This is a genomic window from Pseudoalteromonas sp. JB197, assembly GCF_002332205.1.
Taxonomy (GTDB): domain Bacteria; phylum Pseudomonadota; class Gammaproteobacteria; order Enterobacterales; family Alteromonadaceae; genus Pseudoalteromonas; species Pseudoalteromonas nigrifaciens.
Genome location: NZ_NRGZ01000001.1, coordinates 1,233,339 through 1,252,573 on the forward strand (window position 1 = coordinate 1,233,339; position 19,235 = coordinate 1,252,573).

General features: G+C 40.8%; 17 protein-coding genes. 3 read left to right on the forward strand and 14 right to left on the reverse strand.

Features of this window, described 5'->3' with window-relative positions; genetic code table 11:
• Positions 1-44: 44 nt before the first annotated feature.
• A complete protein-coding gene (locus tag CIK86_RS05845) occupies positions 45-1,625 on the reverse strand; it encodes a BCCT family transporter (protein WP_011328116.1) in 1,581 nt (526 codons plus the stop codon).
• 496 nt (positions 1,626-2,121) lie between these two features.
• Here CIK86_RS05845 and egtB point away from each other — a divergent pair, with 496 nt between their 5' ends.
• Complete coding sequence (egtB, locus tag CIK86_RS05850) at positions 2,122-3,396, forward strand: ergothioneine biosynthesis protein EgtB (RefSeq protein ID WP_086996092.1); 1,275 nt, start codon at positions 2,122-2,124, stop codon at positions 3,394-3,396.
• Positions 3,393-4,379, forward strand: a complete 987-nt coding sequence (egtD, locus tag CIK86_RS05855; RefSeq protein ID WP_086996097.1) for an L-histidine N(alpha)-methyltransferase — start codon at positions 3,393-3,395, stop codon at positions 4,377-4,379. Before egtB ends, egtD begins: the two co-directional genes overlap by 4 nt.
• Positions 4,380-4,383: 4 nt before the next feature.
• Here egtD and CIK86_RS05860 read toward each other — a convergent pair whose 3' ends face one another.
• From CIK86_RS05860 to pxpB, 6 genes are all read right to left on the reverse strand, one after another.
• Complete coding sequence (locus CIK86_RS05860) at positions 4,384-5,223, reverse strand: PhzF family phenazine biosynthesis protein (RefSeq protein WP_086996181.1); 840 nt, start codon at positions 5,221-5,223, stop codon at positions 4,384-4,386.
• Positions 5,207-6,880, reverse strand: coding sequence for an asparagine synthase B (gene asnB, locus CIK86_RS05865; RefSeq protein WP_086996100.1), 1,674 nt, complete (start codon positions 6,878-6,880; stop codon positions 5,207-5,209). The genes CIK86_RS05860 and asnB overlap by 17 nt, the downstream gene beginning before the upstream one ends.
• Before the next feature lie 157 nt (positions 6,881-7,037).
• Complete coding sequence (gene pcp / locus CIK86_RS05870) at positions 7,038-7,706, reverse strand: pyroglutamyl-peptidase I (protein WP_011328121.1); 669 nt, start codon at positions 7,704-7,706, stop codon at positions 7,038-7,040.
• Positions 7,699-7,779, reverse strand: a complete 81-nt coding sequence (locus CIK86_RS19490; protein WP_303394021.1) for a hypothetical protein — start codon at positions 7,777-7,779, stop codon at positions 7,699-7,701. The genes pcp and CIK86_RS19490 overlap by 8 nt, the downstream gene beginning before the upstream one ends.
• Positions 7,780-7,821: 42 nt before the next feature.
• Positions 7,822-8,760 (reverse strand): biotin-dependent carboxyltransferase family protein, encoded by a 939-nt coding sequence (locus CIK86_RS05875; RefSeq protein ID WP_086996103.1) that lies wholly within the window; start codon positions 8,758-8,760, stop codon positions 7,822-7,824.
• Positions 8,757-9,419 (reverse strand): 5-oxoprolinase subunit PxpB, encoded by a 663-nt coding sequence (gene pxpB / locus CIK86_RS05880; RefSeq protein WP_086996106.1) that lies wholly within the window; start codon positions 9,417-9,419, stop codon positions 8,757-8,759. The genes CIK86_RS05875 and pxpB overlap by 4 nt, the downstream gene beginning before the upstream one ends.
• A 251-nt stretch (positions 9,420-9,670) precedes the next feature.
• Here pxpB and msrA point away from each other — a divergent pair, with 251 nt between their 5' ends.
• On the forward strand, positions 9,671-10,954 hold the full coding sequence (gene msrA, locus CIK86_RS05885) for a peptide-methionine (S)-S-oxide reductase MsrA (protein WP_086996109.1): 1,284 nt from the start codon (positions 9,671-9,673) through the stop codon (positions 10,952-10,954).
• 327 nt (positions 10,955-11,281) lie between these two features.
• On the opposite strand, the gene CIK86_RS05890 is transcribed toward msrA, so the two are convergent.
• The 7 genes from CIK86_RS05890 to CIK86_RS05920 form a co-directional block, all read right to left on the reverse strand.
• Positions 11,282-12,175, reverse strand: a complete 894-nt coding sequence (locus CIK86_RS05890; RefSeq protein ID WP_086996113.1) for a LysR family transcriptional regulator — start codon at positions 12,173-12,175, stop codon at positions 11,282-11,284.
• Positions 12,176-12,472: 297 nt separating this feature from the next.
• Complete coding sequence (locus tag CIK86_RS05895; RefSeq protein ID WP_011328126.1) at positions 12,473-13,129, reverse strand: 3-oxoacid CoA-transferase subunit B; 657 nt, start codon at positions 13,127-13,129, stop codon at positions 12,473-12,475.
• Positions 13,130-13,146: 17 nt separating this feature from the next.
• On the reverse strand, positions 13,147-13,845 hold the full coding sequence (locus CIK86_RS05900; protein WP_086996116.1) for a CoA transferase subunit A: 699 nt from the start codon (positions 13,843-13,845) through the stop codon (positions 13,147-13,149).
• Between the two features lie 88 nt (positions 13,846-13,933).
• The gene (locus CIK86_RS05905; protein ID WP_086996119.1) at positions 13,934-14,830 is read right to left on the reverse strand and encodes a hydroxymethylglutaryl-CoA lyase; all 897 of its coding nucleotides are present in this window, start codon (positions 14,828-14,830) and stop codon (positions 13,934-13,936) included.
• Positions 14,830-16,833, reverse strand: coding sequence for an acetyl/propionyl/methylcrotonyl-CoA carboxylase subunit alpha (locus CIK86_RS05910; protein ID WP_086996184.1), 2,004 nt, complete (start codon positions 16,831-16,833; stop codon positions 14,830-14,832). Before CIK86_RS05910 ends, CIK86_RS05905 begins: the two co-directional genes overlap by 1 nt.
• Positions 16,834-16,841: 8 nt before the next feature.
• On the reverse strand, positions 16,842-17,612 hold the full coding sequence (locus CIK86_RS05915; RefSeq protein ID WP_011328130.1) for an enoyl-CoA hydratase/isomerase family protein: 771 nt from the start codon (positions 17,610-17,612) through the stop codon (positions 16,842-16,844).
• Between the two features lie 12 nt (positions 17,613-17,624).
• Complete coding sequence (locus CIK86_RS05920) at positions 17,625-19,232, reverse strand: carboxyl transferase domain-containing protein (protein WP_086996122.1); 1,608 nt, start codon at positions 19,230-19,232, stop codon at positions 17,625-17,627.
• Positions 19,233-19,235 lie beyond the last annotated feature (3 nt).

The window sequence follows — 19,235 nt, forward strand, 5'->3', positions numbered from 1 at the left end:
TTATTAGTACTTTTTATAATTACCAGTAAGGGTAATAAGTACGGTTACTTTTTAGTACGAGGCTCAGTACGTAAGCCCAACAGTAAGCTTAAACACATAAACAACAATACAATAGTAAAAGGTAACCCGGCAGATATAGCGCCAGCTTGCAGCGCTTGTATAGCTTCAGTTCCACCTATCCAAAGTAGTGCGGCAGCTACCGCACCTTGGGTTACAGCCCAAAAGATACGTTGTGGTACAGGTGCATCAATTTTGCCACCAGCCGTGATCGAATCAATTACCAATGAACCAGAATCCGATGACGTAATAAAAAACACCAATACTAAAATAATCGCTACAAACGATAAAATGTTAGACAAAGGTAATGCATCAAACATTTGGAACATAGCAAGTGGTACTTCAGTAAGGCCGTTAGTACCTAGCTCACCTACATTATTAACCACCTGATCAATAGCAATACCGCCGTATATAGACATCCATAAAATAGTAACAGCAGTAGGCACTAGTAATACCGCAATTAAAAATTCACGTATAGTACGACCACGAGAAACACGCGCAATAAACATACCTACAAACGGTGACCAGGAAATCCACCACGCCCAGTACGATACAGTCCAGCCATGCATCCAGGTTTCATCTTCACGACCATGAGGATTACTTAAGGGAATAATATTTTCTACATAGCCCATTATGGTAGTAGGAACATTACCTATAGCAACAGCAAAGCCAACTAAAAATACAAACACAAGTAAAACCAAGGCAATTAACATATTGGCATTACTAAGTACTTTTACTCCGCCATCAATCCCTCTAACTACCGAAATAATAGCTAAAAGTGAAACCCCAATAATAACTAAAATTTGTGAACCAACACCACCAGAGGTACCAAATACATGATCTATACCTGCAGAGGCTTGTTGTGCTCCTAGCCCTAGTGAAGTTGCAAGACCAAAGAGTGTTGCAAGCACAGCTAAAATGTCGATAAGGTGGCCAGGCCATCCCCACGCTCTATCACCTAAAATAGGATAAAAAATAGAACGGATAGACAGTGGTAAGCCTTTGTTATAAGTAAAGAATGCAAGTGAAAGTGCGACAACTGCATAAATAGCCCACGGATGTAGACCCCAATGGAACATAGTTGCGCCCATTGCTAGTTTTGCAGCCTCTGGTGTATTAGGAGCTACATTTAAAGGTGTTTCAAACCAGCCAGTATAATAAGCAAGCGGTTCTGCAACACCCCAAAACATTAAGCCAATACCCATACCTGCAGCAAATAACATAGCTAACCATGAAAGGCGAGAGTGAGTAGGTACTGCATCATCTCCCCCTAAACGTATTTTACCGTAAGGCGATACAATAAGTGCTAAACAAAAAATAACGAAAAAGTTAGCAGCCCACATAAATAAGGCATCAAAGTTATTAATAATATCTGTTTTTATACTATCAAGTGCAGACTTAGCTGTTTGTGGATCGGTAACTAAAATAGCGATCAAAAAGATGACAATCAGACCAGCACTTATGCCGAAAACAGAGTTATGTATATCTAACCCCCATTTTTGTACGTTGTCTTGACCTACGGTATAGTCCGTACTATCAATACTATATTTGTCATGCTCTTCGCTCATGCAATACCTCATTTGTTGTTCTAACCCTGGATGTTACCCAGTGTCGTAATTAATTATATTAGTCTTGTAATTATATTAGTTTAAACACAAATAATTAGAAGACTAACTAATCTGATTTTTGATCATTAACTTTACTAGTGTATGAGTTAAATACTAAATGTAAATGATTTTGTATTTAGACTGCTGATATTATAGTCAAAATGATGATGTTTGTTGCTTTTAAGTATAAAAAACAAACACTCTCTAACTTGTTAAATTAGTTTACTATTTACTAATACATATACGAGAACACTTATAAATCAGCGCATATTATCCGAAATCAGAATTATAAAAACACATAGGTAAATAATTACTGTCACGGAGTATGTAAATACTAATAAGCTGCTAATTAAAGGTGCCTAATATAAACGCCCCTTTAATCTAAGAGTACTTAGTATATGATTTAACATTAGGTTATATTTTAACAGTAAAGTAGTTAAAGGAGTAAATTGCGACTATGACTAATGATATTAAACATTTAGTTGGAAAAAATGAGCTTAGTGAGCATTTTAAATCGGTACGTAAATATAGCCTATCACTCATTAGTGCGTTAAGTGCAGAAGACTGTCAATTACAAGCAATGGCCGACGTAAGCCCAAGTAAATGGCATCTTGCGCATACCAGTTGGTTTTTTGAAACATTTTTACTCTGCATTCATAGCCGTAATTACAAAGTATTTAACCCTGAGTTTAAAATATTATTTAATTCTTACTACAACGGAATTGGTGAGCAATTTAAGCGGGGCAACAGAGGCAGCCTATCGAGGCCGAGTCTTGATGACGTAATAGCATACAGACGATATATTGATGAAGCTGTTATAAGCGTGTTAAATACTGCAATAACCCCAGAAATAGAGCAAATAATTACTCTTGGCCTAAATCACGAGCAACAACACCAAGAGCTAATGTTGATGGATATTAAGTATAACTTTTCTATTAACCCAATATTTCCTGCGTACCAATCACTAAAGCCAACTCAAGTACCAAACCAGCAATCCAGTGCCGCTATAAAGTTTATAAACTTTGACCAAGCAATTATAAATATAGGGAACAATGCTGAAAACCAATTTGCCTACGATAACGAACAACCTAAGCACTCTGTGCTGGTTCATCCATTTAGCTTTGCTAATAGATTAGTGACTAATGCAGAGTATTTAGGCTTTATTAATAGCTCAGGCTATAGCAACCCGCAACATTGGCTAAGTGACGGCTGGGCACATATACAGGCTAATAATTTAACACAGCCATTGTATTGGCATTATATAAACGGGGAGTGGTTTGAGTTTACCCATTACGGATTATTACCCCTTAACTTAGCCGCGCCGGTTTGTCATGTTAGTTATTATGAGGCCAGCGCTTATGCAAGTTTTGTTAATGCACGCCTGCCCACAGAATTTGAATGGGAATATGCAGCCCAGCAACACGCACCAAGTAATACAGCGCACACGTCACTTTTATTGCCAAATATGGCCGATAGTAGCGCTGCTATTGGACAGCTTACAGATAGCTGCTGGCAATGGACAAACAGTGCTTATTTACCTTACCCAGGTTTTAAGCCAATTGCAGGCGTGGCAGGAGAGTACAATGGTAAGTTTATGAGCAATCAAATGGTATTACGTGGCGGTTGTGTGTTAACTCCTGCTAATCATTTACGTACAACCTACAGAAACTTTTATTATCCCCATCAAGCCTGGATGTGTAGTGGTATAAGACTCGCTAAGGATAAAACATGAGCCAAATGACAACAATAAAGCAGTGCAGTATAAATACCTCTATAAGCAACTGTGAGTTTTTAACAGATGTAATAAGTGGCTTAACCCAGCAACAAAAATCACTCCCCTGTAAATATTTTTATGACGACAAGGGGGCTGCATTATTTGAGCAAATAACAAGGCTGCAAGAGTATTACGTAACCCGTACTGAGCTGGCTATTTTAGAAAGGTACTCAAAAGAGATTGCACAAATCCTACCTGAAAGCTTATCAATAATAGAACCCGGTTGTGGTTCAGGCAAAAAAATTGCCCACTTATTAGCTCATATGAGCAAAGTAAAAACGTTTGTACCGTTCGAAATATCTACAGAAATGCTTAACTATTCATTAGCGCATTTATCGCCATTATTCCCTGAACTGGTTATTGCTCCGTTATTAGGCGACTTTACCGATAGCGCAATGGTTAAACAGCTTATTAAAGAAACCGCCCTCGATAGCCAAACTAATTTAGTGTATTTCCCGGGCTCCACCTTAGGTAATTTTAACACGCTTAAAGCCATTGAAATAATGAGAAACTTTCAGCATTTATGTGGTGTAAATGGCTATGTTTTAATCGGGATTGACTTGGTAAAACAGCGCCAAGTACTGTTAGATGCATACGACGATAAACTCGGTGTAACCGCTGCATTTAATAAAAACTTATTACAACGAATCAATGACGAACTAAATGGATCATTTAATTTAGCAAATTTTAACCATGAATCACGTTATAACGAGCAGCATAACCGCATAGAAATGCACTTAGTGAGCCTTTGCGAGCAAACAGTGATAATTAATAACCAACAAATTAATTTTAAACAAGGTGAAAGTATTCATACCGAAAATTCTCATAAGTACACCCTAGAATCGTTTAAACAGCTTGCGGCACAAGCTAATTTAAGTTTAGAGCAAACATGGCAAGACGATAATAATTACTTTGCCTTATGCCTATTAAGGCCGCTATAAATTATTAGTAAATAACAACTTGGCCGTTGTTAAGTTTATAGTTTAACAACGCGCCATTAGGCGATTGCTGTATAAGCGTAACTTTATTTAAACCGTATAGTCTAAATAATAAGGGTGCAATAACCGATACTGCTGAACCCGTTGCGTTATCTTCGTTTACACCAAACTGCGGGGCAAAGTATCTAAAATGTGCAATGGCATTTTGTGCTTGAGTATTTTGTACTGTTAGCGCAATAACCGCATTTTTATGCAGGTAACTTAGGGCTTTAAAATCAACTTGTAAGCGTGTTAAATCGTCTTGTGCATTGAACAATAACAAGGTGTAACCGTTTTTATTGGCACTGCTGTACGCGGCTTTTATTGATAATGAAAATACTCGCTGTAATTTACAGTAGCAGGGGGACTTTATCGACTCAATACTTGCTAATACCAACTGAGCCTGTTGCCTGTTAATTTTTATTTTAAAACGCTCATTACAGCTTGTAATAAATACCTGTGGGCAATAAGAAAAATAATGAAGTAAAAAGTTAGCTGCAGCCAAAGTGCCATGCCCACAGCGCTTAATTTCACTTGTTTGGTTAAACCAGCGAATTTTACAATAAGGTTTAGTTATCTCATTTTGATTTAAAAATACAGTCGCAGGATGATTCGATTTTGACGCAATATATTGCATTAATTTAGAGGTTAAGCCATTTTTATAAATAACAATTAAAGCACTTGAACCTGCTAAGTTAGCTGTGTGGTTATAAAAAACAGCTTGGGACGATGCGAGTGTTATAAAGCGCCACACAAGCCATGCTGGCTTGTGTGGCGCTAAGCAAATTCGCTTAGCTTTTGCTAGCATACGCATCGTTATGAATAAGCGCGGCACGTCCAGAAGGGTCAGCATTATTTTGAAACGACGCATCCCATGCCAGCGCTTCGGGCGTAGAGCACGCTACCGATTTGCCATAAGGCACACATTTAGCGGCGGCATCACCAGGAAAGTGAGATTCAAAAATAGCGCGGTAATAATATGCTTCTTTAGAATCGGGGGTATTTATAGGGTATTTAAACTTTGCATTGGCAAGCTCTTGATCGCTCACTTGCTCGTTTACAAACACTTTTAAGGTATCAATCCAGTTATAACCTACACCGTCTGAAAACTGCTCCTTTTGACGCCATAATACTTCCTCTGGTAAATAATCTGCAAAGCCTTCGCGTAAAATATGCTTTTCTATTTTTCCCTCTGTACACATTTTAGCTTGTGGGTTAATACGCATTGCCACATCCACAAACTCTTTATCTAAAAATGGTACGCGAGCTTCAACTCCCCATGCTGCCATCGACTTATTGGCACGTAGGCAATCAAACATATGCAGTTTAGATACTTTACGGTTAAGCTCTTCATGAAACTCTTGTGCATTCGGCGCTTTATGAAAATACAAATAGCCACCAAACAGTTCATCTGCTCCTTCGCCCGATAGCACCATTTTAATACCCATGGCTTTAATTTGTCGGGCCATTAAATACATAGGAGTAGAGGCACGAATAGTGGTTACATCGTATGTTTCTATGTGATAAATCACTTCGCGCAGGGCATCTATACCTTGCTCAATAGTAAATATAATAGGGTGATGAATAGTGCCTATCATATCGGCTACTTTTTTAGCCGCGGCTAAATCAGGTGAGCCCTCAAGACCAACAGAAAAAGAATGCAATTTAGGCCACCATGCATCGCTTTCGTCGTTATCTTCAATTCGTTTTGCCGCAAAACGCTGGGTTATAGCCGATATAAGCGACGAATCTAAGCCACCAGAGAGTAATACGCCATAAGGCACGTCGCACATAAGCTGGCGTTTAACGGCAGCCTCTAGTGCGCTTTTAACATCTTCGGCCTTTGCGCTGTTATTTTTAACGGCGTCAAAGCTTTGCCAATCGCGTTTGTAATACGCTTTAAGCTCGCCATCTTTACTGCTTAGGTAATGCCCAGGCGGAAATTCTTCAATGTGCTTACAAATTGGTGAAAGGGCTTTTAGCTCTGAAGCTACGTAAAAGTTACCGTGTTCATCGTGACCGGTGTAAAGCGGAATAATACCAATATGATCGCGGCCAATAAGGTAACTGTCATTTTCTTCATCGTATAAACAAAATGCAAAAATGCCATTTAAATCATCTAAAAAGTCGGCACCTTTTTGTTTGTAAAGCGCTAAAATAACTTCGCAGTCAGATTCTGTTTGGAAGGTAAAATCGGTGGTTAAATTTGCTGCTAATTCTTTATGATTATAAATTTCACCGTTTACCGCTAAAATATGTGTTTTTTCTGGATTATATAAAGGCTGTGCACCGCTAGAAACCCCTACAATAGCTAGGCGTTCATGTACTAAAATTGCTTTTTTCGATGCATAAACACCCGACCAATCAGGGCCGCGGTGCCTTAATAACTTCGACATTTCGATGGCTTGCGTACGCAACTGTACGGGATCAGATTTTATATCTAACACCCCAAAAATTGAACACATAGACTACCCCTCATTCTTGTTTTTATGTGTATTGCAGAGCAAAAAAACTCTGCGACTCACCTTTGTTTTAGCAGAATTAATAACGTAAGTCACACCGCATTTACAAAATAATAAGAATAATTTATGCACCAACATAGCTCGTATTGCACCAAAATGATTAATGTGTGGTGCCAGCTGCTATTTTTACATCGCGCTCATTGCTCAAAGCTTCAGCTATCATTACTTTTAGCGCATTTATTACCACTTCTTCACTCATACTTGGTGCGCCATTATGGTGCACTGCTTGGCTTGGTAAATAAGGAATATGAATAAAGCCGCCTTTCATTTTTGTATAGTTTTCGTTTATATAATGCAGCAAACCATACATCACATGGTTACACACATAAGTACCGGCAGTATTAGAAATGGCCGCAGGAATATCACTTTCATGTAAGGCGCTTAGCATACGTTTTATTGGTAAATTGCTAAAATAAGCATCGGGGCCATTTTTTGCAATTGGGGTATCAATAGGTTGCTTACCGGCATTATCTTTAATGCGAGCGTCATCTATATTAATCGCAATACGCTCTATAGATATTTCGCTACGTCCACCAGCTTGGCCAACACATAAAACTATCGCCGGATTATGGGCCTCTATCGCTTGGTGTAATTGTGCAATAGAGGTATTAAACTCACACGATAACTCAATAGCACATACTCTATGTTTCATTATTATATGGTCGTCGAGCTTTTGCACTGCTTGCCAAGAGGGGTTAATGGTTTCGCCATCAAAAGGAGTAAAACCGGTAATTAATACGCACGCCATAGGGTAAGTTGATTTAGTCATTGAACACCACGCTATACATTAAAACAATATTAACGGCGAGTAAGGTTACTGCCGTAGGAGTTTGTACTTTTATTACACTATGCTTCTATTTATATTTAAATCGAGCATAACCGTCCTATTTTTTATTATTGCTATTATTGAGTGCTAAACTGAGCTGATATAAATGAGCATTTTGTTTATGTTGGGCTGTGCGTGCTTGCTCTAGGGTTACATATTCAAATTCTATATTATCGGCTGCTCTAAACTGTGCAAATTGATGTAAGTCAGCACTGATCACTGTACCTAGTAGCGGATAGCCGCCGGTAGTTTGGCCATCATTAAGTAATACTATGGGCTCTCCGTTGGGGGGCAATTGTATGCTCCCTGGGTTCACAGCCACAGAAGGTAATGAATGTGTGTGCATCAGATTATCTGTATTATTTACTAACCTTACGCCCATTCTATTACTGTTAGGGCTGGCTTTAAATTTACCCGAAGTAAAGCTATGCAAAAGTGTTTTACCTAATAACTTTGCGTGTGGGCTAGGGTGCAAGCGGATAATTTTACGTTGCGGTGGAGCAATAGCCCCCATTTTTATAAAAGGGCCATTAAAAGGCTTAATTGGAATGCAGTCACCACTGCTGAGTGCTTTGCCATCGAGCCCACCAAAGCATGCATTTAAATCAGTTGCTCGAGAGCCCATTATTAGTGGGCACTGCACGCCGTCTTTTACTGCAATATATGCTCTTAACCCCGCTCGTCCTGTGGCAAAGCTTAATACTTGTTTATTTTTAATAGCGTATGTCCAACCTGGGTAAATCGGCTGTTCATCAAGCTTTGCCTGTAAATCAGCGCCTTGGATGGCAATGACAGTATCGCAGTTAAATTCAAGGTCACATAAGCCCACAGTTACTTCAAGCACCGCATCGTTGTCGTTATTACCAAGGAGTCGATTAGCTATTAATTGTGCACAGGGGTCTAAGCTGCCAGCTTTACTTACTCCTAAATGACGATAGCCAATTCGGCCAAAATCTTGAATAGTGAGTTGTACGCCTGGTTTTAGTACTTTTATCATGCGCCTGCTCCTTGGTTTTTTAGCGCTACAAACTCAAGGGTATCGCCTGGTTGCATTAAGCAAGGTTGAGAATGAGAGCTATTAAATAATGTGGTATTGGTATGGCCAATAATATGCCAGCCACCGGGAGTGTCGCTAGGGTAAATACCGGTTTGGGCAGCGCCAATAGCCACCGCACCTTTAGGTACTTTAATGCGAGGCTCAGCGCGCCTTGGGGTATGTAGGCGTGTATCTAAACCATGTAAATAGGCAAATCCGGGCTGAAAGCCTAAAAATAAAACGTGATACTGAGCTTTGCTATGTATACTAATTACCTCATCAATACTTAAATTATGAAAGCTGGCTACATAAGCAAGATCTTCACCCTCGTATAGGGTCTCTATTAAATGGTGTTTACCAGTAAAAGTACTGCTTTTAAGCTCATCCCATAATAATGGTAATGCCTCTAGCCATTTAGTTAAGCCCGCAGATGACTTTAAATACAAGGTGAGGGAATTCATTCCTGCAACTAAGTCGGTAAACTCTGCGGTGTTTTTACAGTGCGCAGCTAAAGCCCAAATTTTTTTTTGTATAGTTAATACATTGTTTGCGTCTAAATGTGCTGCATCTATCAATAAGCTATTGTTACTAAGTGCATAAATTATAGGAGCCGAACTCATAAAACAAACCTGTTAATACAACAAGTTTCAAAGCTAACATAGTTCTATTGATTTATTTACACCATTGCGACCAGCAAAATGGATTAAGAGATAAAATATAAACCTTATAAGCCGCTCACTCGTATTTAATTACTTACCAAGTTGAAATAATAATTCAACAGGTAAGGTCTTTATTAAAGCCTGTTACTATTTTTTGTTAAAAATACATTCGCAACAGTAACCGGCCTTAGCATTTATTTAAGAGGTAGTTTATGTCGTATCAGGGTTTAATTTATTTATCTAGCGTTGCTATTTTATTTAGCGCAAGCAGTGTTGCTTTATCAATGGAAAAAGTCGTGCAAAGTAATGTTCAAGCGACTATGCACGTAGAAACACTAGTACTTGGCTCAGGTTGCTTTTGGGGCGCTGAAAAACGCTACGAAGCACTTAATGGTGTTATTGATGCTGAGTCAGGTTATGCCGATGGAAACGGCTTTAAAGCCACTTACAGCAATATAACCAGTCAATCACGTCGCTTTGACGAGGACAATTACGCCGAAGTTGTGCAAGTTACCTATAACAGCAATATTATTAGCGCAAAGGAGCTACTCGAAAACTACTTTGAAAGCCACGACCCAACACAAAAAAATCGCCAAGGTAACGATGTAGGCACTCAGTATCGCTCAATTATTTTAACTACCACCACTGAGCAAGCGAAAGTAGCAAAGCAAGTTAAATCGCAATATCAACAACTGCTTACGCAAGCAGAGTACGGCACTATAGCCACTATTATTAAGCCACTTGACACTTTTTATGCAGCTGAAGAATATCATCAAAATTATTTAGAAAAAAATCCAAATGGCTATTGTCCCGATCACTCAACTGGCGTGGTGTTTAACAAAAAACCGCCCGAACAAGTAGATAACTCCGCTTTATTAATGGGTAAACAAATAGTGGTATTAGACTCACGCGAATACTGCCCATACTGTGAAAAATTTAAAAGCGCCGTAGCTAACGACTACAAAGGCAGTATTGCTATGAGCTTTCGCCACGCCGATCAACTCCAAGGTTTAACCATTAAGTCGGCAACGTGGGCAACCCCCACTATTTTATTTTTAGAAAATGGCACTGAAGTATACGGACGTCAAGGCTATGCAAGCCCAGAGGCGTTTTACAAAGCCCTTGGCGCATTTAAACTAGGCGATAGTGAAGCTTATAAAGTTGCATTTAATTCAAAAACCGATCGCGCTTATTGCAAAGAATACAAAATTTTTAAAAATACACCCGATGGCACCTTTGTCGATAAGCTCAGTGGCGAGCCATTATTTGATACCCGCGATAGGTTTAACTCTGGAACTGGGTGGTTATCGTTTACGCACCCAATAAAAAGTAGCGTTACTGAACATGACGACAGTAGCTGGGGAATGACTCGTATTGAGCTGCGCTCTAAAAGTACAGGCATACACTTAGGGCATTTATTCCCCGGGGAAGGCCCACGCGGTACAGACCGTTATTGTATAAATGCTACGGTTCTTGAATTTATACCAAGGGATTAAAAATACGTGAGATATACAAAAGCCCAGTAAACTTAACTTTTACTGGGCTTTTTAATTAAGGCTTTAGCTAAAAAGCAGTATTAAAGCCTAATTTATTTTTAGTAAATATTATGTGGATTGCCTAAAAATAAAAACAGTTCAAGCCAAGTCACCACCTAACTTGAACCGTTTTTTACACTGACAACATCTTACACACACAATATAAGATTCTTTTACCAGCTTAATTATCAAACCTTAAATTAAGCTGCGATACTTTCGATAGGTGAACTTTAGATTTATTGAGCATTAATCACAAACGATAAAAATACACCCAATGAGTGAAATAAATTAATCTATAGGTTTGGTTTGTGTATTTTTAAAAGTAGCTATAACCCACTTAGCAAATAAATCAAGCGGATGATTTACATTACTTGGCTCGTGTTGCACTAAATAGTACTTGTCTTTAGTGGTCAGCGGGCGCTCGAATAGTTTATATAACCAGAGTTCGTCTAGCCAGCTTTGGCTTATAGGCAGAGGAATAAGCGCAATACCCATACCTTGCTGCGCTGCTCGTGCTACACCAAACATGCTGTCAATTTGTATAATTTGGGTTGGTGAAAAGTCAACTATTCCAGCTTTCTCGGCCCACTGATGCCATGCCCAAGGGCGTGCTTTGTGTAATATAAGCGGCACTTGATTTAGAGCATTACAATGGTCATCCTTCCATTGTGCTAACAAATTTTTATTACAAGCAGGTATATACTCTAAGTTAAATAGCTCTGTTACAACTCCTTCGGTTGGCTTATTCGAGGACAGCACTATTGATAAGTCGCTATGTCGGGTTAGCTCTTTACGGGTTTTAAGCGTATCCATTTGTAAATTAATATTAGGGTGCGCCGACGTCCATTCGCGCAATCTAGGCATTAGCAATTCGCTTGCAAAAAATTCAGGCAAGGTAATCGTTAAATTTGTATTTTGCTGCATTTGGCTAAATTCATTAATTGTGCTTTCAAGCGTACTAACTATTGGCGATATAGCTTCAAAAAAGTCCTTTCCAGCTGTAGTTAAACTAATCGAGCGGGTTTTACGCACAAAAAGCTCAATGCCAAGTTGTTCTTCTAGTTGTTTAATTTGATGGCTTACAGCCGAAGGCGTTAAATACAGCTCATTTGCTGCATGTTTAAAGCTTAAACTTCGCGCCGCGAAGCAAAATGAACGAAGACCACGTATAGGAGTTTGCATGTTTTCCAATATAAAGTTGTTTGAGTCGCCTATATAAGGCAATAACTGAACCAATTATTAAAATCAATAATATCAGAAGGTTGAAACTTTTACTGCAATAAGTTCACAATAATGGTGCAACAAGGTAACAAGGTGGTGCAGGGCAGTTACAAGTTAGCGTAAAATTTCAGCTTCTTAAAATAATAATAAAACTTAGAAAAATAGGCAAAAAAATCCCTCGTTAGAGGGATTTTGGGTAACTCAGCGCCATTGGCACTGGGAATGAGGTCGGTACAAGGTAAAGTTTAAACCTAGGGCTTAAAACACCATTTCTGGTACTTCACCGTCAACAAGTAATTTACCTGCTGTTTTACTAATAATTTCATCTACAGATACGCCCGGAGCGCGCTCTAACAGATGAAACGCGCCGTCTTTAACTTCTAGTACGGCTAAATCTGTAACTATTTTTTTAACGCAATTAACGCCGGTAAGCGGTAATGTGCAGGCCTCTAATAGCTTTGAGTCGCCATGCTTACTGGCGTGGGTCATGGTAACAATAATGTTTTGCGCGCCTGCAACCAAGTCCATTGCGCCGCCCATGCCTTTAATTAACTTTTTAGGGATCATCCACGACGCTATGCTACCGTTTTGATCTACCTCAAAAGCGCCCAGAACTGTTAAGTCTACATGACCACCGCGTATCATGGCAAAACTATCTGCACTATTAAATATGGCTGCACCTTTTGCAGCTGTCACGGTTTCTTTACCCGCGTTAATCATATCGGCGTCTAGCTCTGCTTTAGTCGGGTATGGTCCCATGCCTAACAAGCCATTTTCGGACTGTAACATAACTTCAATATCGTCTGGAACATAGTTTGCGACGAGTGTCGGAATTCCTATGCCTAAATTAACGTAATAGCCATCTTTTAGCTCTTGTGCAACGCGCATTGCAACTTGTTCACGTGATAATGCCATAATATTAATGCTCCTGCTTAATCTCGTGTAGTAACACGCTCAATGCGTTTTTCAAAGTTGCCTTTAATAACGCGGTTTACATAAATGCCAGGGGTATGAATTTGGCTTGGCTCAAGTTCACCCGGCTCTACAATTTCTTCTACTTCGGCTACCGTAATTTTACCAGCGGTTGCGGCAAGTGGGTTAAAGTTCATTGCAGTGTGGCGAAACAATAAATTTCCGTAACGGTCAGCTTTCCATGCTTTAACAATAGCAAATTCACCGGTTATCGACTCTTCTAAAATATAAGGGCGACCATTAAATTCTTTTACATCTTTACCCTCGGCAACGGGCGTACCGTAACCTGTTGCGGTGTAAAACGCCGGAATACCTGCACCACCAGCACGCATTTTCTCTGCCAAAGTGCCTTGTGGTGTAAGCTCTACGTCAATTTCGCCACTGAGTAACTGTTGCTCAAATAGGGCATTTTCGCCAACGTATGAGGCAATTACTTTTTTAATTTGTTTGTCTTGTAATAAAATACCCAAACCAAAGTCATCAACACCGCAGTTATTAGACACCACAGTTAGCTCTTTGGTTTTCATTTGCTTAATTTGTTTAATTAAGCCCTCAGGAATACCACATAAACCAAAACCACCGGCAATTACGGTATCGCCGTCTTTTAATCCTGCCATTGCAGCTTCGTAACTAGAAACTACCTTATCAAATCCGGCCATGAGTCACTCCTCATTGTGTGCTTAAATTGTTTAACTAACTATATGATAGTTAGTTTATAAATACTTTGTATAAAAATTATTGGGGATGTTATTTAGCATGCAATGCAATCGACACTTTACTTACGGGTTGTTTGCCAAGCGCTTTTGTTATTTGCCATCCTGCATCACTAAGCCTTTGTAAATCAATTGCGTGCTCAATGCCAAGCCCTTGCAGTAAGTAAACTACATCTTCGGTGGCAACATTTCCTGACGCCCCTTTAGCGTAAGGGCAACCACCAAGGCCTGCTACTGCCGCGTCAACCGTTGCTATACCTAAGTTTAGTGCCGCGTAAATATTTGTGAGCGCTTGGCCGTAAGTGTCATGAAAATGCACTGCAAGCTGCGACTTATCAATGTGCTGTAATAGCAAAGTAAGTAACTCAGTTACCTTTTTAGCTGTGCCTACACCTATGGTATCGCCAAGGCTTATTTCATAACAGCCTAGTGCGAGTAGCTTTTGGCTAACATAAAGTACAGCTTGAGGGTCTATTTCGCCTTCATACGGGCAACCTAAAACACAACTTACATAGCCGCGTACTTTAATGTTATGCGCTTTGGCAAACTCCATAACGTCGCTAAAACGCTCAATACTTTGCTCAATACTGCAGTTAATGTTTTTTTGACAAAACGATTCGCTAGCCGCTGTAAATATGGCAAATTCTTTAATTCCAGCGGCATGCGCAGCTTGTGCGCCTTTTAAGTTAGGGGTTAACGCACTTAAGTTTACATCCGGCAAATTAAGAGCCGATATCACATCAGCTGAGTCTGCCATTTGCGGCACCCATTTAGGGGATACAAACGCACCGGCTTCAATGTCTTTTAAACCCGCAGCAGCAAGCGCGTTAATAAGCGCTACTTTGTCGGCAGTGGTTACTGCTTTTTCGTTTTGTAGGCCATCGCGCGCGCCTACTTCAACAATACGTACTTTTTGCGGAAAAACGCTCATTATGCGCCTCCCTCAGCAGGGTCACTTGCAACTGTCGTATCTTCAACTATAGCCAGTAACGCGCCATGGCTTACTAGTTCACCTTCGGCAAAACAATAGCTTTGTAAAATACCATCGTGCGGGGCGTTGAGCGTATATTCCATTTTCATCGCTTCAATAATAACCACAGGGTCACCTTTGGTAATACTACTGCCAAGCTCAACTAAGTGTTTTACTACCGTACCATTAAGTGGCGCAGCTAAAGGCAGGGCATCACTTTGGTGATCGCTAATATAGTGCTTATTTACTAGCTCTAGGCGAGTTTGTAGTGCTTTGTGCATTACGGTGATCACGTTATTAACGCGACTTACGTGGGCTGTGTGTTTTTCACCGTTTATAAATACACTACAAAGGCCATTATTTAAACTGCCTTGAACATTAAATACGTGCTCATTATGGGTAATACTGTAGCCATTATTCGTTTTAACCGCATTAAGGGTTAAATCAACAAACGCAATTTTAACGCTTTGCGGTGCATTTAGAGCAAAGCCACTGAGTTGTTGCCAAGGGCTTGTATTTGGCGCTTCTTGAGTGCTAACTAGCTGCTCTAAATAAGTAAAGGCTGCAATAAGCTGGCTTGCTTGGCGCAGAGATTGATCAACCGCCACTAACGAATCGCCTTGCTCGGCAATAAAGTGAGTGCTAGGCGCGCCTTGTTTAAAGCTAGGGTGCACAGCTAAGTTATGTAAAAAGCCAATGTTAGTACTAAAGCCCGCTAAGTGAAATTGCTCAAGCGCGTGTTGTAAACGGCTCAGCGCTTGTTCGCGATTATCATCATGCACAATTAACTTGGCTATCATGGGGTCGTAATATGGGCTAATTTCGTCGCCAGCTGCAATGCCAGTATCAATACGCACAAACTCACTGTTTAGCGGAGTATAAAGTGCTTCAATTGTGCCTGAGCACGGAATAAACTCATTAGCAGGGTCTTCAGCGTAAATACGCGCTTCAAAGCTGTGGCCTTGCAATTTAATATCAGCTTGTTTGAATGGCAGTGTTTGCCCGCCGGCAATATTAATTTGCCACGTAACTAAGTCAACACCAGTAACCATTTCGGTAACCGGGTGCTCTACTTGCAGACGCGTGTTCATTTCCATAAAGAAGAACTCATCGCCACACAGTAAAAACTCAACTGTACCTGCACCGCGATAGTTTATTGCAAGAGCGCAACGCACCGCGGCTTCACCCATTTCTTTGCGCAACTCGTCTGATAAACCCGGGGCAGGGGCTTCTTCAATTACTTTTTGATGACGACGTTGCAACGAGCAGTCACGATCGCCTAAATAAACACAGTTACCGTGGTTATCGGCAAACACTTGTACTTCTACGTGGCGTGGTTGGTTAACGTAACGCTCTAGCAATACAAGGTCATTACCAAAACCAGCAACGGCTTCACGCTGTGAGCCTTCAAGTGCGCTAATAAATTCATTAGCATGATTTACCACGCGCATGCCTTTACCACCGCCACCAAATGCTGCTTTGATCAGTACCGGGTAGCCAATTTTTTCGGCCTCTGCTTGTAAAAAAGCAGGATCTTGCTTGTCGCCATAATAACCAGGTACTAATGGCACATTAGCCGCGGCCATAATTTCTTTAGCACGCGTTTTAGAGCCCATAGCTTCAATGCTGCTTGCTGGTGGTCCAACAAATACAATATTATTTGCTTCACATGCGTTGGCAAACGTGCTGTTTTCAGACAAAAACCCATAACCAGGGTGAATACAATCTGCGCCGCTGTCTTTTGCTACTTGCAGTATTTTATCGGCAACTAAATACGAGTCTTTACTTGGCGCTGGGCCAATGTGGTAGGCTTCGTCAGCCATTTTTACATGCTGCGCGTGTTTATCAGCATCGGAATACACAGCAACTGTGGTTAAGCCCATTAATTTAGCACTGCGCATTATTCTGCATGCTATTTCACCACGGTTAGCAATGAGTATTTTTTGTAATTTATTTACGTTCATAATTAATCCTACAGTTGCCATTGTGGTGGACGTTTGTCAAAAAAAGCGCTTAAGCCTTCTTGGCCTTCATCCGATACACGAATTTTGGCAATACGATGAGCGGTAAGCTCAATTAGCTCATCGGTTATTTCTTTATTTGCTACATCGTTAATAAGTGCTTTTGCCGCTTTTACTGCAACCGGGCCATTATCAATCAATGTTTGCAGCATAGCGTCGAGCGCACATTCTAAATTACCGGTTACTTGATGAATTAACCCAAGTTGCTTAGCAGTATGCGCATCAAATACCTCAGCAGTTAAAAAGTATCTACGCGCTGCACGTTCACCAATGGCTTTAATTACATAAGGGCTAATAACCGCAGGAATAAGCCCCAGCTTTACTTCGCTTAGGCAAAATTGTGCATTGTCTTGGCATATTGCAATGTCGCAACAGGCAATTAAACCTAAAGCGCCGCCAAACGCAGCGCCTTGCACGGCACAAATAGTAGGGTGCGGGCTTGTTGCTAACACTTGCATTAATTTAGCTAACTGCATTGAATCGGCTAAATTATCGTTAACATTGTTATCTGCCATCGATTTCATCCAGGCTAAATCGGCACCGGCTGAAAAATGTTTGCCCTCAGTTTTTAACACCAAGGCGCGAATATCGAGCGTATTAGCATGTTCAATACATTTTATAAGCTCTTGAATGACTTCGCTGTTAAATGCATTGCGTTTTTCGGGGCGGCTTAAAACGAGTACCGCCACATTTGATTTTGTTATTTGTAGAGTAACTGACATTTTACGCTCCGATTACATTCTAAATACGCCAAATTTCGACTCTTGCACTGGTGCATTACTAGCGGCACTTAAGGCAAGTCCTAAAACGCTACGTGTGTCGGCAGGATCAATAATGCCGTCATCCCATAAGCGGGCGCTGGCATAATACGGATGTCCTTGCTCTTCGTACTGAGCAATAATTGGCTGTTTAAAGTCACTTACTTCTTGCTCGTTCATGCTTTGGCCTTTACGGGCTAAACCGTCTTGCTTAACTTGCGTCATTACACCGGCTGCTTGCTCGCCGCCCATTACAGAAATACGCGCATTGGGCCACATCCACATCATGGTAGGTTCAAATGCACGGCCACACATGCCGTAATTACCTGCGCCATATGAGCCACCAATCAGTACGGTAAATTTAGGCACATCGGCGCACGATACCGCCATAACCATTTTAGCGCCGTGTTTAGCTATACCTTCGGCTTCGTATTTTTTACCTACCATAAAGCCGGTTACGTTTTGTAAAAATACTAAAGGAATGTTGCGCTGCGTACATAGCTGAATAAAGTGCGCGCCTTTTTGCGCCGACTCACTAAACAAAATACCGTTGTTAGCGACTATGCCCACTGGGTGGCCATAAATACTCGCAAACCCCGTTACTAGGGTTTCGCCAAAGTAGCGTTTAAATTCGTCAAACGATGAATCATCAACTGTGCGTGCTATTACTTCGCGTACATCAAATGGCTTTTTAAGATCGGTGCCAACAATGCCGTAAAGCTCGTTAATATCATAACGAGGTGGTTTAACTTCCTCTAGCAACGGCGCAGTAGGGCGGGTGTAATTAATACGCGCTATACATTGGCGCGCAATCGACAACGCATGTTCGTCATTTTGCGCGTAATGATCGGCAACCCCCGATGTTTTACAGTGCACGTCGGCACCACCAAGCTCTTCGGCGGTTACTACTTCACCGGTTGCAGCTTTAACAAGAGGCGGACCCGCTAAAAATATAGTGCCTTGATCTTTTACAATTATGCTTTCATCGGCCATGGCCGGTACATAGGCACCGCCTGCGGTACATAAACCCATAACCACAGCAATTTGTGGAATACCTTTACCCGACATACGGGCTTGGTTGTAAAATATACGGCCAAAATGCAGCTTATCTGGAAATACATCATCTTGCTCTGGCAAGTTTGCACCGCCCGAATCAACTAAATAAATGCAAGGTAAATGGCAACGCTCAGCAATATCTTGCGCGCGTAAATGCTTTTTAACCGTTAGCGGAAAGTAAGTACCGCCTTTAACCGTGGCATCGTTTGCAATAATCATGCATTCAACACCTTTAACACGGCCAATACCTGCTACTACACCGGCACACGCAATTTCTTGCTCGTAAACACCAAAGGCGGCAAATTGCGAAATTTCTAAAAATGGCGAACCTTCGTCAATTAAAGTGCTAATACGGTCGCGTACAAATAATTTACCGCGGCCTTCGTGGCGCTCTTTTAATGCAGCGCCGCCACCTTGGCTAATGGTTGCCACTTTATTACGTAAATCATCTACCAACGCCGACATATTTTTATGGTTTTGTACAAACGTTGGATCGTGAGGATTAACGCTCGATGTTAAAATCGTCATTAT